Annotated in this window: 13 protein-coding genes; 8 read left to right on the forward strand and 5 right to left on the reverse strand. The window is 72.3% G+C overall.

The window, feature by feature from the left end; translation table 11 throughout:
- Position 1 precedes the first annotated feature (1 nt).
- The 3 genes from BLS95_RS25535 to BLS95_RS25545 are packed head-to-tail and all read right to left on the reverse strand — an operon-like array spanning position 2 to position 3,529.
- On the reverse strand, positions 2 to 2,032 hold the full coding sequence (locus BLS95_RS25535) for a xanthine dehydrogenase family protein molybdopterin-binding subunit (protein ID WP_090936132.1): 2,031 nt from the start codon (positions 2,030 to 2,032) through the stop codon (positions 2 to 4).
- Entirely contained in the window at positions 2,029 to 2,997 is a 969-nt protein-coding gene (locus BLS95_RS25540; protein ID WP_090936135.1) for an FAD binding domain-containing protein, read from the reverse strand. Before BLS95_RS25540 ends, BLS95_RS25535 begins: the two co-directional genes overlap by 4 nt.
- A gap of 43 nt (positions 2,998 to 3,040) precedes the next feature.
- Positions 3,041 to 3,529: a (2Fe-2S)-binding protein gene (locus tag BLS95_RS25545; RefSeq protein ID WP_090936138.1), complete on the reverse strand. Its 489-nt coding sequence runs from the start codon at positions 3,527 to 3,529 to the stop codon at positions 3,041 to 3,043.
- Positions 3,530 to 3,656: 127 nt separating this feature from the next.
- Here BLS95_RS25545 and BLS95_RS25550 point away from each other — a divergent pair, with 127 nt between their 5' ends.
- From BLS95_RS25550 to recD2, 3 genes are read left to right on the forward strand one after another with little or no spacing between them, the layout of a single operon-like run.
- Positions 3,657 to 4,802 carry an acetate/propionate family kinase gene (locus tag BLS95_RS25550; protein WP_090936141.1) on the forward strand — a complete coding sequence of 382 codons (1,146 nt, stop codon included), beginning with the start codon at positions 3,657 to 3,659 and terminating at the stop codon, positions 4,800 to 4,802.
- Positions 4,799 to 6,061, forward strand: coding sequence for an erythromycin esterase family protein (locus BLS95_RS25555; RefSeq protein WP_090936144.1), 1,263 nt, complete (start codon positions 4,799 to 4,801; stop codon positions 6,059 to 6,061). Before BLS95_RS25550 ends, BLS95_RS25555 begins: the two co-directional genes overlap by 4 nt.
- Positions 6,062 to 6,095: 34 nt before the next feature.
- Positions 6,096 to 8,249, forward strand: a complete 2,154-nt coding sequence (gene recD2, locus BLS95_RS25560; protein WP_090936147.1) for an SF1B family DNA helicase RecD2 — start codon at positions 6,096 to 6,098, stop codon at positions 8,247 to 8,249.
- 29 nt (positions 8,250 to 8,278) lie between these two features.
- Here the strand turns inward: recD2 and BLS95_RS25565 are convergent, their stop codons facing one another.
- Entirely contained in the window at positions 8,279 to 8,818 is a 540-nt protein-coding gene (locus tag BLS95_RS25565; protein ID WP_090936150.1) for a DUF892 family protein, read from the reverse strand.
- Between the two features lie 166 nt (positions 8,819 to 8,984).
- Between BLS95_RS25565 and BLS95_RS25570 the strand changes: the two genes are divergently transcribed.
- A complete protein-coding gene (locus BLS95_RS25570; RefSeq protein ID WP_090937079.1) occupies positions 8,985 to 9,527 on the forward strand; it encodes an RNA 2'-phosphotransferase in 543 nt (180 codons plus the stop codon).
- A gap of 83 nt (positions 9,528 to 9,610) precedes the next feature.
- Here the strand turns inward: BLS95_RS25570 and BLS95_RS25575 are convergent, their stop codons facing one another.
- The gene (locus BLS95_RS25575) at positions 9,611 to 10,180 is read right to left on the reverse strand and encodes a riboflavin biosynthesis intermediates N-glycosidase (protein WP_090936153.1); all 570 of its coding nucleotides are present in this window, start codon (positions 10,178 to 10,180) and stop codon (positions 9,611 to 9,613) included.
- Between the two features lie 121 nt (positions 10,181 to 10,301).
- Between BLS95_RS25575 and BLS95_RS25580 the strand changes: the two genes are divergently transcribed.
- From BLS95_RS25580 to BLS95_RS25595, 4 genes are all read left to right on the forward strand, one after another.
- A complete protein-coding gene (locus tag BLS95_RS25580; protein ID WP_090936156.1) occupies positions 10,302 to 10,526 on the forward strand; it encodes a hypervirulence associated TUDOR domain-containing protein in 225 nt (74 codons plus the stop codon).
- Positions 10,523 to 10,852, forward strand: a complete 330-nt coding sequence (locus BLS95_RS25585) for a DUF3140 domain-containing protein (RefSeq protein WP_090936159.1) — start codon at positions 10,523 to 10,525, stop codon at positions 10,850 to 10,852. Before BLS95_RS25580 ends, BLS95_RS25585 begins: the two co-directional genes overlap by 4 nt.
- A 309-nt stretch (positions 10,853 to 11,161) precedes the next feature.
- Positions 11,162 to 12,511, forward strand: a complete 1,350-nt coding sequence (locus tag BLS95_RS25590; RefSeq protein WP_090936162.1) for a TrkH family potassium uptake protein — start codon at positions 11,162 to 11,164, stop codon at positions 12,509 to 12,511.
- Complete coding sequence (locus tag BLS95_RS25595) at positions 12,504 to 13,160, forward strand: potassium channel family protein (RefSeq protein WP_090936165.1); 657 nt, start codon at positions 12,504 to 12,506, stop codon at positions 13,158 to 13,160. Before BLS95_RS25590 ends, BLS95_RS25595 begins: the two co-directional genes overlap by 8 nt.
- Positions 13,161 to 13,175: the final 15 nt, after the last annotated feature.

Here is a 13,175-nt window from a genome sequence, read left to right on the forward strand (position 1 = left end):
GCTAAAACCTCGGCATGAGGATCTTGGCGGGCGTGATGGGCAGGTCGCGTACGCGGTGGCCGGCGGCGTGGAAGACGGCGTTGCCGATGGCGGCGGCCGTGCCGACGATGCCGATCTCGCCGATGCCCTTGCTGCCCATCGGGTTGAGCTCCTCGTCCTCCTCCTCCAGCCAGACGGCCTCGAGGTTGGGCACGTCGGCGTTGGCGGGGATGTGGTATTGCGCCAGGTCGCGACGGAGGAACCCGCCGAACTCCTCGTCGGTGTACGTCTCCTCCATCAGCGCCATCCCCAGCCCCATCGTCATGCCGCCGATGAACTGCGACCGGGCGAGCGTGGCGTCCATGATGTGCCCGGCGGCGAACACCCCGAGCAGGCGGGACACCCGCACCTCGCCGGTGACGGCGTTGACCCGAACCTCCGCGAACTGGGCGCCGAAGGCGTGCCGGGCCAGCTCGGCGTCCTTGGCGATCTCCTCGGCGGTGTCGGCGTGGCCCTCCTTGCCGTCGCGCTGGAAGTCCTCGCAGGCCCGGAAGACGGCCGAGCCCCACGAGGCGGTGCCCATGGAGCCGCCGGCGAGGAAGGCGTCCGGCAGGTCGCTGTCGCCGATCTCGACGTGCACCTGGTCGGGGGCGACGCCGAGCGTCTCGGCGGCGATCTTGGTGAGCACGGTGCGGGCGCCGGTGCCGATGTCGGCGGCGGCGATCTGGACGAGGAACTCGCCGTCCTGCGCGGCGACCACGGCCTTGGAGGGCATGCGCCTGGCCGGGTAGGTGGAGGCCGCGACCCCGGTGCCGATCAGCCACTCCCCGTCGCGGCGCACGCCGGGCTGCGGGTCGCGGCGCTCCCAGTCGAAGCGGCGGGCGCCCTCGCGCAGGCAGCCGACCAGGTTGCGGGAGCTGAACGGCCGGCCGCTGCCGGGCTCGGTCTCCGGGTCGTTGAGCACGCGCAGCTCGACGGGGTCGAGGCCGGCGGCGTAGGCCAGCTCGTCCATGGCGGACTCCAGCGCGTACATGCCGGGGCACTCCCCCGGGGCGCGCATCCACGAGGGGGTGGCCACGTCCAGCCGGACCAGCCGGTGCGCGGTGCGCAGCGCGGGCGTGCCGTACATGACGCGGCCCGGGACCGCGGTCTGCTCGGCGAACTCCTCCACCGTGGAGCTCTGCTCGTAGGCCACGTGTTCCAGCGCGGTGAGCCGGCCGTCGGCGTCCGCGCCGAGCCGCAGCCGCTGGATGGTGGGCGTGCGGTAGCCGGTGACGTCGTACATCTGATGCCTGGTCAGCGCGATCTTGACGGGCCGGCCGACCTCCCGGGCTGCCATGGCGGCCAGCACGGCCTGCGGCCTGGTGGTGCCCTTGGAGCCGAAGCCGCCGCCGACGTGCCTGGCCACCACCCGGACCGCGTCGCGCGGCAGGCCGAACGTCCTGGCGATGATGTCGCGGCCGCTCGTGGCGCCCTGTGACGCGTCGTAGACCATCAGCCTGCCCAGGTCGTCCCAGTAGGCCAGGCTGGCGTGCGGCTCCATCGGGTTGTTGTGCAGGACCGGGGTGGTGTAGGTGACGTCGATGGTGGTCGCGGCGGCGGCCAGTCCGGCTTCGACGTCGCCGTGCCCGGTGTCGGTGGGGAAGCCGGGGTTGACGGTCTTGGGCCGGTAGAGGCCAGGGTGCTCGGTGCTGAGGTGCACGTCGTGGGCCTGCGGCTGGTATTCGACGCGCACCACCGCGGCGGCGGCGCGGGCGTTCTCGTAGGTGTCGGCGACGACGGCGGCGACGATCTGGCCGCGGTAGGCGACCTCGCGGCTCTGGAACAGCGCCAGCTCGCCCTCGGCCTCCGGGGCCAGCTCGGGCGGCCGCTCGCTGGACAGCACGGCCAGCACGCCGGGCATGGCCAGCGCCTCGCGGTCGTCCACGCGGGCGATGCGGCCCTTGGCCACCTGCGACTGCACGGGGTAGGCGTACGTGACGCCCTCGACCGGGTACTCGGCCGCGTACGTCGCCAGCCCGGTGACCTTGACGCGGCCCTCGATGCGGTTCACGAGGCCAGCTCCTCCAGCGTCCGGACTATCAGGTTGCGGGCCAGCGGCACCTTGAAGGCGTTGCGCGGCAGCGGCCGGGCGAGCTCCAGCTCGGCCTCGGCGGCGGCCAGGAACGCCTCGCCGGTCGCCTGCCCGCCGATCAGCGCCTGCTCGGCGCGTTCGGCCCGCCAGGGGACGTGGGCCACCCCGCCGAGCGCGATGCGGCAGTCGCGGACGACGCCGTCGCGCAGGTCCAGCGCCGCGGCGATGGAGACCAGCGCGAACGCGAACGACGCCCGCTCGCGCACCTTGCGGTAGATGGACGGCCCCGGCGGCGGCGCGGGCAGCTCCACGGCGGTGATCAGGTCGCCGGGTTCCAGCACCGTGTCGCGCTCGGGCGTGTCGCCGGGCAGGCGGTGCAGGCCGGGCATCGGGATGACGCGGTCGCCGCCGGGGCCTGTCACGTGCACCTCGGCGCCCAGCGCGGCCAGCGCGACGGCCATGTCCGAGGGGTGGGTGGCCACGCAGGAGTCGGAGGCGCCGAGGATGGCGAGGTTGCCGTGGTCGCCCTCGATCGCCGGGCAGCCGCTGCCGGGCCGCCGCTTGTTGCACGGCCTGGTGACGTCCTGGTAGTAGCCGCAGCGGGTGCGTTGCAGCAGGTTGCCGCCGATCGTCGCCATGTTCCTGACCTGGCCCGAGGCGCCGGCCAGGACCGCGCGAGCGAGCATCGGGTAGCGGACGCGGACCAGCGGGTGGGCGGCCAGGTCGGTGTTGCGCACGGCGGCCCCGATGCGCAGCCGGTCGCCGTCCTGCTCGATCGCGTCGAGCGGGAGGTGGCTGACGTCCACCAGGCGGTCGGGCTGGGCCACGCCCAGCCGCATGAGGTCCACCAGGTTGGTGCCGCCGCCCAGGTACATGGTGCCCGGCTCGAAACGGCGCACCGCGTCGGCCGGGCTGGCCGCGCGGGCGTACTCGAACTGCTTCACGCCGCCACCTCTCTCCCGCCCGGCCGGTCCGCGGAGCGCGGGGTCACGGCGCGACCTCGGCGATCGCGGTCACGATGTTGGGGTAGGCGCCGCATCTGCACAGGTTGCCGCTCATGCGCTCCCTGATCTCGGCGGGCGTCAGCTCGGGGTCGGCGCGCAGGTCCTCGGTGACGGCGCTCGGCCCCGGCTCGCCGAGCATCCCGGCCGCCGAGCAGAGCTGTCCCGGCGTGCAGTAGCCGCACTGGAAGGCGTCGTGCTCGATGAAGGCGGCCTGCAGCGGGTGCAGCGCCTCACCCTCGGCCAGCCCCTCGACGGTGACGATCTCCGAGCCGTCCATCGCCACGGCCAGCGCCAGGCAGGAGTTGGCGCGCCGCCCGTCGATCAGGACCGTGCAGGCCCCGCACTGTCCGTGGTCGCAGCCCTTCTTCGGACCGATCAGCGCCAGCCGTTCGCGGAGCAGATCGAGCAGCGACATCCGGGGATCCACGTCGACCGCGCGGGACACGCCGTTCACCTGCAGGGTGATGTCCATAGGCGCTCGCCTACCCGACCTGCCGGTGGCACAACCTCTGAGCAGGGTAAAGCCCGGCCAGTCTGTTCGTACGGATACGTCCGTTTTGCGAAGTCGGTGGGGGGTAGCGATGCCGCGGAGGAGGGCCATGAGCCGAGCGATGGACGAGCAGGTGACGGAGTCGGCGGCGATACTCACCGTCAACGCGGGCTCGTCCAGCCTGCGCCTCGATCTCGTCCAGGGCGGCTGCGTGCTGGACAGCGCCCGCGCCGAGCGCGCCATGGACCCGGGGGCGGCCGGGGAGGAGCTGTCGGCGTTCCTCGGCGGCCACTTCGACCGCGACATCAGGGCCGTGGCGCACCGGATCGTGCACGGCGGCGACGTCGTACGCGTGCCGACCGTGGCCGACGACGAGACCGCCGCGGCGCTGCGCGGCGTCACCGATCTCGCGCCGCTGCACCTGCCGCCGGCGCTGGCGCTGCTGGCGGCGGCCCGCGAGCAGCTGCCCGCCGTGCCGCACGTGCTCTGCCCCGACACCGCCTTCCACGCCGGGCTGCCGGACGTGGCGGCCGTCTACGCCCTGCCGCAGGAGTGGCGCGAGCGGTACGGCCTGCGCCGCTACGGCTTCCACGGCCTGTCCTACGCCTGGGCCGTCGACCGGGTGGCCGAGCTGCTCGGCCGACCGGCCACCGAGCTGAACCTGGTGCTGGCCCACCTGGGCGGCGGCTGCTCGGTGTGCGCGGTGTCGGGCGGGCGCAGCCTGGACACGTCGATGGGGTTCACGCCGCTGGACGGGGTGCCCATGAGCAAGCGCTCGGGCAGCGTGGACCCGGGGATGCTGCTGTGGCTGCTCACTCGGGGCCACCTGTCGGCCGCGGAGCTGGCCGAGGGCCTGGAACGGCGGTCGGGGCTGCTCGGCCTGTCGGGCGGCCGTTCGGGGGACACGCGCGAGCTGGTCGAGGCCGTACGGGCCGGGGACGCGGCCGCCGGACTGGCGCTGGAGGTGTTCAGCCACCGGGTGGCCCGCGAGATCGCCGCCGCGGCCACCTCGCTGGCCCGGCTGGACGCGCTGGTGTTCACCGGGGAGATCGGCTGGGACCAGGCCGAGGTACGCGAGGCCGTCTGCCGCCGGCTCGGCCTGCTCGGCGTCCGTCCTCCCGTGCACGGCAACCGGGCCGACGACGGCCCGGTCAGCGCGTACGACGCCGCCGTCCCCGTACTCGTGGTCCAGGTGCGGGAGGAGCTCCAGCTCGCCCGCGAATGCCTGCTGATGCTCGCGGAGGAGGACGAATGACCGATCTCGACGTCCGGCGGTCCGCCCTGCCGCTCAACGGGGTCAAGGACCTCGACCCGCTGCTCGAACGCGCCGCGGACGCGGAGTTCGTACTGATCGGCGAGGCCAGCCACGGGACCCACGACTTCTACGCCTGGCGGGCGGAGCTGACCCGCCGGCTGATCGCCGAGCGGGGGTTCGGGTTCGTGGGGGTCGAAGGTGACTGGCCCGACTGCGAGCGCGTGCACCGGGCCGTCACCTCCGACGTCGACCCCTTCGAGGCGATCTACGACTTCCGCCGCTGGCCCACGTTCATGTGGGCGAACGAGGAGGTCGTCGAGTTCTGCCGGTGGCTGCGCCGGTGGAACGCCGAACGGCCGCCGGCCGAGCGCTGCGGCTTCCATGGCCTGGACGTCTACAGCCTGTGGGACTCCCTGCGCGCCGTACGCCGCTACGCCACCGCCAACCTGCCGGGCGAGATGGAGGCGGTGCTGGAGGCTTTGTACTGCTTCGAGGCCCACGGCCACGACCCGCAGCAGTACGGCCCGGCCACCCGGCTCGTCCCGGAGTCCTGCGAGGACGAGGTGGTCAACCTGCTCTCCTGCGTCGCCAGGACCGCGCCCGCCGACGAGGGCGGCTTCGGCGTACGGCAGAACGCCGAGGTCGTGGCCGGGGCCGAGCGCTACTACCGGGCCCTGGTGCGCGGCGGCCCGGAATCGTGGAACGTCCGGGACGTCCACATGGCCGACACCATGGCCAGGCTGGCCGCCTTCCACGGGACCAAGGGCGTGGTGTGGGCGCACAACTCGCACGTCGGCGACGCCCGCGCCACCGACATGGCCGCCGCGGGCATGACCACGCTCGGGCAGCTCGCCCGCGAGCGGCACGGCCGGGACACGATGCTGGTGGGGTTCGCCTCCTACCGGGGCAGCGTGGTGGCGGCCGAGCGGTGGGGCGGGCAGCACCACGTCATGCGGGTGCCGCCGGCCCGCCCGGCGTCGCTGGAGTCGCTGCTGCACGAGGCGCTGCCCGGCCGCGCGTCGCTGTTCCTGGTCCCGCCGCCCGGTCTGCGGCCCGACTGGTACGACGAGCCGCTCGGGCACCGCGCGATCGGCGTGGTCTACCACCCGGAACGGGATCGCACGGCCAACTACGTGCCCACGGTCGTGGGCCGCCGCTACGACGCGCTCATCTGGGTGGACGAGTCCAGGGCGCTGCATCCGCTGCACGGCGAGCCCTGGGACGACGCCGAGCCGGCGACCTACCCGACCGCGATGTGACCGTTTGTCGGTCGCGAGTGGTTGGATCTCTGCTGTGGAGGCGTCCGTCGAGCAGCTCGTCTACGTCCGGGAGGACGAATACACCGTCGCGCGCATGAGCGCCGAGGGGATGGCCGACTTCGTGGCCACCGGGCGCGCCCTGGCAGGGGTGCAGCCGGGTGAGACGTTGCGGCTGTTCGGCGAGTGGAGCAGGCATCCGCGGCACGGCAGGCGGTTCGCGGCGACCGGATGCGAGCGGGTGACGCCGTCCTCGGTGCGAGCGATCCGGATCTACCTGGGGTCGGGGCTGGTCAGGGGGATCGGGCCGCGGCTGGCGTACGCGATCGTCGACCACTTCGGCGAGGCCACCCTCAAGGTCATCGACGCCGAGCCGCAGCGGCTCACCGAGGTCGTCAACATCGGGCCGCTGCGGCAGGCGCAGATCGTGCAGGCGTGGCAGGAGCAGAAGTCGATCGCCGCGCTGATGGTGACGCTGCAGGGGCTCGGGGTCAGCCCGCTGCTGGCGGCGAAGATCTACCAGGTGTTCGGCCAGGACGCCGACGAGGTGCTGGCCACCGACCCCTACCGGCTGATCGGCCGGGTCAGGGGGATCGCCTTCCGCATCGCCGACCGGATCGCGCTGCAGGCCGGAGTGCCCGAGCGCAGCCCCGAACGGGTCAAGGCGGCGCTGCTCGACCGGCTGGAGACGGCCGGCAGCCGCGACGGGCACTGCTTCGTGCCGGTGTCCACCCTGGTCAGGGAGGCGGCCGAGCTGATCGAGCAGGAGCAGGACCTGGTGCGGCCGATGGTCGACGCGCTCGTCGCCGACCGCCGCGTGGTCCTCGAAACCGCCCCTTCGGGACATCCGGCCGCCTCGGGGCAGGCCGAGCAGATCGTGGCCTACGCCAAGCACGTGCACAGCCGGGAGGTGGCGCTCACCGCCGAGCTGACCAGGCTGGCGCGGGCCCGCTCGACGCTGCCGCTGCGGGTCTTCCGCGACGACCCCACGCTCCACGACGACCAGCGCGCGGCCGTCAACATGGCGCTGACCAGCACCGTCTCCATCCTCACCGGCGGGCCGGGGGTGGGCAAGAGCCACACGGTCAGGGCCATCGCGACCACCGTCAGGGCCGCGGGCGGCACGGTCACGCTCGCCGCGCCCACGGGCAAGGCGGCCAAGCGGCTGTCCGAGCTGACGGGGCTGCCCGCGATGACCGTGCACCGCATGCTCGCCCAGCCGCCCGATCCCGACCCCGAGACGTTGTTCGACGAGCGGCCCTCGCAGGCCGACCTGATCGTGGTGGACGAGGCGTCCATGCTCGACCTGCACCTGGCCACCCGGCTCGCCGCGGCCGTGCCGTCGGGCAGCCACCTGCTGTTCATCGGCGACAGCGACCAGCTCCCCAGCATCGGGTCCGGCGACGTGCTGGCCGACCTGCTGCGGGTGGAGCGGATCCCGCGGGTCCAGCTCACCCACGTCTTCCGGCAGTCCGACGGCAGCGGCATCGTCGAGGCCGCCCACCGCATCCGCGCCGGTCGCATGCCGGTGACGCCGGGGCGGGGCGGGTTCTGGTTCGAGGAGCTCGACGACCCCGAGCAGGTGGCCAGGCGGGTGGCCCACCTGGCGATGGTGGCGATCCCGCGCAAGCAGCAGGTCGATCCCGACCAGGTGCAGGTGCTGTGCCCGATGCGCAAGGGCGACACGGGCGCCACCGCGCTGGGGCGGCTGATCCAGGACCGGCTCAACCCGGCCGCCGACGACAAGCCCGAGCACTGGTCGGGGGCGTCGGTGTTCCGGGTGGGCGACCGGGTGATGCCGATCCGCAACAACTACGACAAGGGGGTCTTCAACGGGGAGACGGCCACGGTGACGGCGGTCGATCGGACGGAGCGTACGATCGAGATCCGCACCGACGACGGGGAGACCGTCGCCTACGGGTTCGACGAGCTCGACGACCTGACGCACGCCTACGCGATCAGCGTGCACCGCTCGCAGGGCAGCGAATACCCGTTCGTGGTGGCGCCGATCGTGGCCGAGTCCGGCGGGATCATGCTGCGCCGCAAGCTGCTCTACACGCTGGTGACCCGGGCCAAGGCGTGGGTCGTGCTGGTGGGGCAGCGGGAGGCGCTGGAGGTGGCGGTGCACCGGCTGGGTCACCGCCGCAACACGGGCCTCGCCCGCCGCCTGGCCCTCAGCCTCGACTCCTGACCGCCCCGAAAGCAGGTCGCCGGGCGGGCCTAGACCCCGAGGAGGTCGGTGAGGTCGTCGGCGTGTTCCTCCTCCTCTTCCAGGATCGACTCCATGAGCCGCCGCGTGGTCGGGTCGCCGCTGCCCAGCCAGCGGATGATCTCCTGGTAGGTCGAGATGACGATGCGCTCGGCCCAGAGGTTCGCCTCCAGCAGGGCGCGCAGGTCGGTGTCGGCGGGGGCCTGATAGTCGGTGTGGGAGCGCTGAACGAGGCTCGCCGGGTCGAAGTCCGGCTCCCCGCCGAGCTGGCTCACCCGCTCGGCCGCCCGCAGCGCGTGGTTGAGCTCCTCCCTGGCGTGCTCGGTGAACTCCTGGGACACTTGCGCCCGGTCGATGCCCTTGGCGGAGATGGCGTGCCTGGTATATCGCAGCCAGCACACCACCTCGGTCGCGATCACGTCGTTGAGCACCTCGATGACCTTCCGCGGGTCGTGCCCGAACGTCTGCGTGATCGGCCCCTCATCCATCTTCTGCCGCACCTGGTCGCGGATCCTGGTGACGTCCAGCACGAAGTCGTCGGCCTGAGTCATGTGTCCCTCCCTTTCCCCGGAGAGGAGTTCTCCCTGGTCAACCGTAACTTTGAGGCGCCTTCCAACCGGGCTGCGACACCCGGGACGGTCTCGCGGCCGGGCCGGCGTGCCGGCCGCCCGGTAATCGGCTGGAAAGCGGGCCGGCGGGTGCGGGACCATGGCGGCGATGGACGAACGTCGGATGATACGGATCTCCAAATACCTCGCCCGGCACCTGCGGCACGACCCGCGGCGCATCGGGATCACGCTCGACGCCAACGGCTGGGTGCCGGTGGACGTGCTGCTGCGGGCCGCCGCCGCGCACGGGTTCCCGATCACGGCCGCCGAGCTGTGGCACGTCGTGGAGCACAACGACAAACGGCGTTACGCGCTTGAGAACGGCAGGATCCGGGCCAGTCAGGGGCATTCGGTGCCGGTGGAGCTCGGCCTGCCCGCGGTCGAGCCGCCCGAGGTCCTCTTCCACGGCACCGTGGCGCGGTCCCTGGGGGCGATCAGGCAGGAGGGGCTGCGGCCGATGTCCCGGCAGCACGTGCACCTGTCGCCGGACCGCGAGACGGCGACCCGGGTGGGGGCACGCCGGGGCGTCCCCGTGGTGCTGACGGTCAGGGCGGCGGCGATGCACCGCGACGGGCACCCGTTCCGGCTCAGCGCGAACGGCGTCTGGCTGGCCGCCCACGTCCCGCCCGCCTACCTGCGCTTCCCCGCCTGAGGCGGCCGTTCGCCGACGCGGAGTTCGAGCAGGGCCCGGCCGCCCTGCTCGCCGGGCACGAGCGGTGATCGGGTTCGGGCCCTCTACCGGGCGGCCAGTGTGTCGCGGGCGGCCATCAGGGCGAAGCCGAGCAGGTTGAGTCCGCGCCAGGTGACGGGCGAGGCGGCCCGCTCGTCGTCGGCGGCCAGGCCGATGCCCCACACCCGGTCCACCGGGCTGGCCTCCACCAGCACCCGGTTGGAGGTCCCCAGCAGGAACTCCGCGAGCTCGGCATGCTGCCCGAACTTGGCGAGGCTCCCCCGCACCACGATGTCGAAGCGGCGCGCCTGCCACACCGCCTCGTCGAAGCCCCGCACGACGCGGCCGAGCTTCTTGGCCTCACCCGGATGCCCGGCCGCGAGAATCTCGCCCGCGCACTCCTCGTCCCCGAACAGCCATGCCTTGTGCGCCATCATGTAGTGCTCGGCCGAGGCGAACGTGTGTCCGTCCGCCTCGAAGGTGACCGGCCACCACTGGCTGAGGCAGCCCGGCCCGACCCCGCCGGCCCGCGGAGGCTGATGCCCCCAGAAGTACAGATATTTCAGCCTTTGTCCCGCTTTTTCCGCCGCGATGGCCTCGTCAACCGCCATGGGCAGGGGGAGTTCGTCGGACATGCCCCCTATGGTGCCCGCAGGAAGGCCCACGCCGGAACCCGGACGCGGGCGGTGCCAGATGGCAAAGAAAACCATGCCCGGTCCGGCGGCTGTGCGGGAGGCCGGCGGGTAGCGCGGTCGCATGGGCAAGAAGAAACGTGAGCCGTCCGAAGGCGACGAGGTGAGCTGGCAGAGTCACGGCTCCACCGCGAAGGGCAAGGTGGAGAAGAAGGTCACCAAGCGGCAGCAGGAGGCCGGCCGTACCGTGGCGGCCTCCCCCGAGGAGCCCCAGTACGTCGTACGCAGCGAGAAGAGCGGCCGCAAGGCCGTGCACAAGCCGTCGGCGCTGCGCAAGGAGCGTAAGTGAACGACGACAGGCACGCGGTCGCCGCCGAGTTCGGCGACGCCGTGAACATGAGCGCCAAGGAGCTGGAGCGCTGGCTGACCAGCGACGAGTCCAGGTCGGTCGGCCAGAAGGACGGGGGCGGCGAGTCGGTCGGGCACGAGTCCGGCAGGAAGATCGTCGACCTGCTCCGGACGCGGAAGTCCGACTGGACGGACGGGGACTACGCCCACATGCGTAAGGTGGTCGGCTACATCCGGCGGCACCTGGCCCAGCGTCCCTCCGGGGACGTCACCGAGACGCGGTGGCGTTACTCGCTGATGAACTGGGGTCATGACCCGCTCAAGTGAGCGCGACAGGGTGGGACCCACTCGGGGAGCCGGAGCGGGCCTGGGGCTGAGCGCCCGTCCGGGGTTCAGCGCATTCGGGCCCAGCCGTCGAGCCCCGGAGCTGAGCGCGGGCTCGGATCAGGGCGTTGAGGACCAGGTGCGGGCGTCAAGGGCGCGTGGCTTTCGCGTCAAGACGGCGTAAGTGCACTGGCACGCCCCGAGGCTGTTACGGTAGTGCGCGGTGCGCCGGGAAGTCGGGTCGGCAAGGGTTGTCGGCCGCGGGTTCCGGGAGGCGTTCTTGTTGCGTGTGCCGAGTGGCGGAGCCTGTTGATGAGCGTGCTACCCCCGTTCTTCGCCAGGTTCCGGCATCCCGCCCAGGTCGTGGCCGTGGGGTTCGGCCTGGCCATCGCGATCGGCACCGGCCTGCTGTCGCTGCCGATCGCCACCGCGGCCGGCGAGCGCGCGGACTGGGTGGTCGCCTTGTTCACCGCCACCTCGGCCGTCTCGGTGACCGGGCTGGTGGTGGTGGACACCGAGTCGCACTGGTCGGGGTTCGGCGAGGTGGTGCTGGCCGGGCTGGTCCAGATGGGCGGCCTGGGGATCATGACGATGGCCACCCTGTTCACCCTGCTGATCTCGGGCCGCTTAGGTCTGCGGGCCAGGATCGCGGCCCAGGCGGAGACCAAGACGCTGAGCATGAGCGACGTGCGCCGGGTCGTGACCAAGGTGGTGAAGTTCAGCCTGGTGTGCGAGACGGTGACCGCCGCCGTGCTCACCGCCCGGTTCGTCATCGGCTACGGCGAACCGTTCGGCCGCGCCGCCTACTTGGGCGCCTTCCACTCGATCATGGCCTTCAACAACGCCGGGTTCGCGCTGTGGCCGGACAGCCTCGTCCGGTTCGTCGCGGACCCGTGGATATGCCTGACCATCGCGGCCGCGGTCATCGTCGGCGGACTGGGCTTCCCCGTGGTGTTCGAGCTGGCCCGCTCCTGGCGGCACCCGAGAAAGTGGACGGTGCTGACCAAGGTCACCGTGGGCATGACCGTGACGCTGCTGGCGCTGGGCACCCTGGTCTTCCTGCTGACCGAGTGGCGCAACCCCCGGACGCTGGGGGCGCTCGACGACTCCGGCAAGCTGCTGGCGGCGTTCTTCACCTCGGTCATGCCGCGCTCGGCCGGGTTCAACAGCCTGGACATCTCCCAGATGCACCCGTCGAGCTGGCTGGCCACCGACCTGCTCATGTTCATCGGCGGCGGCAGCGCGGGCACCGCGGGCGGGCTCAAGGTGACCACGTTCGGGCTGCTGGCCTTCGTCGTGTGGGCCGAGATGCGCGGCGAGAGCCGGGTGAACATCGGCCACCGCAGGCTCCCCGAGGCCACACAGCGCCAGGCCGTCACGATCACGGTGCTGGGCGTGACGCTGGTGGCCGTCTCCACGTACGTACTGCTCGCGATCACCCCGCACGGGCTGGACCAGGTGCTGTTCGAGGTGGTGGCGGCGTTCGGCACGGCGGGGCTGTCCACCGGCATCACCGCGAGCCTGGGCACGGCCGGGCACCTGCTGCTGGCGGTGCTGATGTTCGTCGGGCGGATCGGCCCGCTCACGGTGGGCTCGGCCCTGGCGCTCAACAGACGCAGCCGCCATTACGAACTACCCGAGGAGCGAGTGATCGTTGGCTGAGCACAATCCCGTCGTCGTGATCGGCCTGGGCCGGTTCGGCACGTCACTGGCCCTGGAGCTGGTCAGGCGCGGCACCGAGGTCCTGGCCATCGACCACCGGCCCAAGATCACACAGGCGCTGGCGGGACAGATCACCCAGATCGCGACCGCGGACGCCACCGACATGGAGGCGCTGCGCCAGCTCGGCGTGCCCGACTTCTACCGGGCGGTGGTGGCCGTGGGCAGCGACATCGAGGCCAGCATCCTGACCACGTCGCTGCTGACCGAGCTGGAGATCAACGACATCTGGGCCAAGGCCGTGAGCACCCAGCACGGCCGCATCCTGAGCCGTATCGGCGCCCACCACGTCGTCTTCCCCGAGCACGACATGGGCGAGCGGGTGGCCCACCTGGTGAGCGGGCGGATGCTCGACTACATGCAGGTGGACGACAACTTCGCGCTGGTCAAGACGACTCCGCCGAAGGATTACGTGGGGGTCCCGCTCGGCCGCTCCAACCTGCGCCGCAAGTACGGCGTCACCATCGTGGCGGTCAAGCCGCCCGACGAGGAGTTCACGTACGCGACCGCCGACACCGAGCTGTCCTACGGCGACGTGATCATCGTCTCCGGCCGGACCACCGACGTCGAACGGTTCGCGGAGCTGCCCTGACAGGGCGCGGCGACC

It is taken from the genome of Nonomuraea jiangxiensis (assembly GCF_900099965.1).
GTDB lineage: Bacteria > Actinomycetota > Actinomycetes > Streptosporangiales > Streptosporangiaceae > Nonomuraea > Nonomuraea jiangxiensis.

What these genes read in the sequence shown, in the direction of transcription:
- BLS95_RS25545 (WP_090936138.1), bottom strand. Translation starts at nt 3,529, where the DNA reads ATGGACATCACCCTGCAGGTGAACGGCGTGTCCCGCGCGGTCGACGTG.
- BLS95_RS25550 (WP_090936141.1), top strand. Translation starts at nt 3,657, where the DNA reads ATGAGCCGAGCGATGGACGAGCAGGTGACGGAGTCGGCGGCGATACTC.
- BLS95_RS25555 (WP_090936144.1), top strand. Translation starts at nt 4,799, where the DNA reads ATGACCGATCTCGACGTCCGGCGGTCCGCCCTGCCGCTCAACGGGGTC.
- BLS95_RS25565 (WP_090936150.1), bottom strand. Translation starts at nt 8,818, where the DNA reads ATGACTCAGGCCGACGACTTCGTGCTGGACGTCACCAGGATCCGCGAC.
- BLS95_RS25570 (WP_090937079.1), top strand. Translation starts at nt 8,985, where the DNA reads ATGGACGAACGTCGGATGATACGGATCTCCAAATACCTCGCCCGGCAC.
- BLS95_RS25575 (WP_090936153.1), bottom strand. Translation starts at nt 10,180, where the DNA reads ATGTCCGACGAACTCCCCCTGCCCATGGCGGTTGACGAGGCCATCGCG.
- BLS95_RS25580 (WP_090936156.1), top strand. Translation starts at nt 10,302, where the DNA reads ATGGGCAAGAAGAAACGTGAGCCGTCCGAAGGCGACGAGGTGAGCTGG.
- BLS95_RS25590 (WP_090936162.1), top strand. Translation starts at nt 11,162, where the DNA reads ATGAGCGTGCTACCCCCGTTCTTCGCCAGGTTCCGGCATCCCGCCCAG.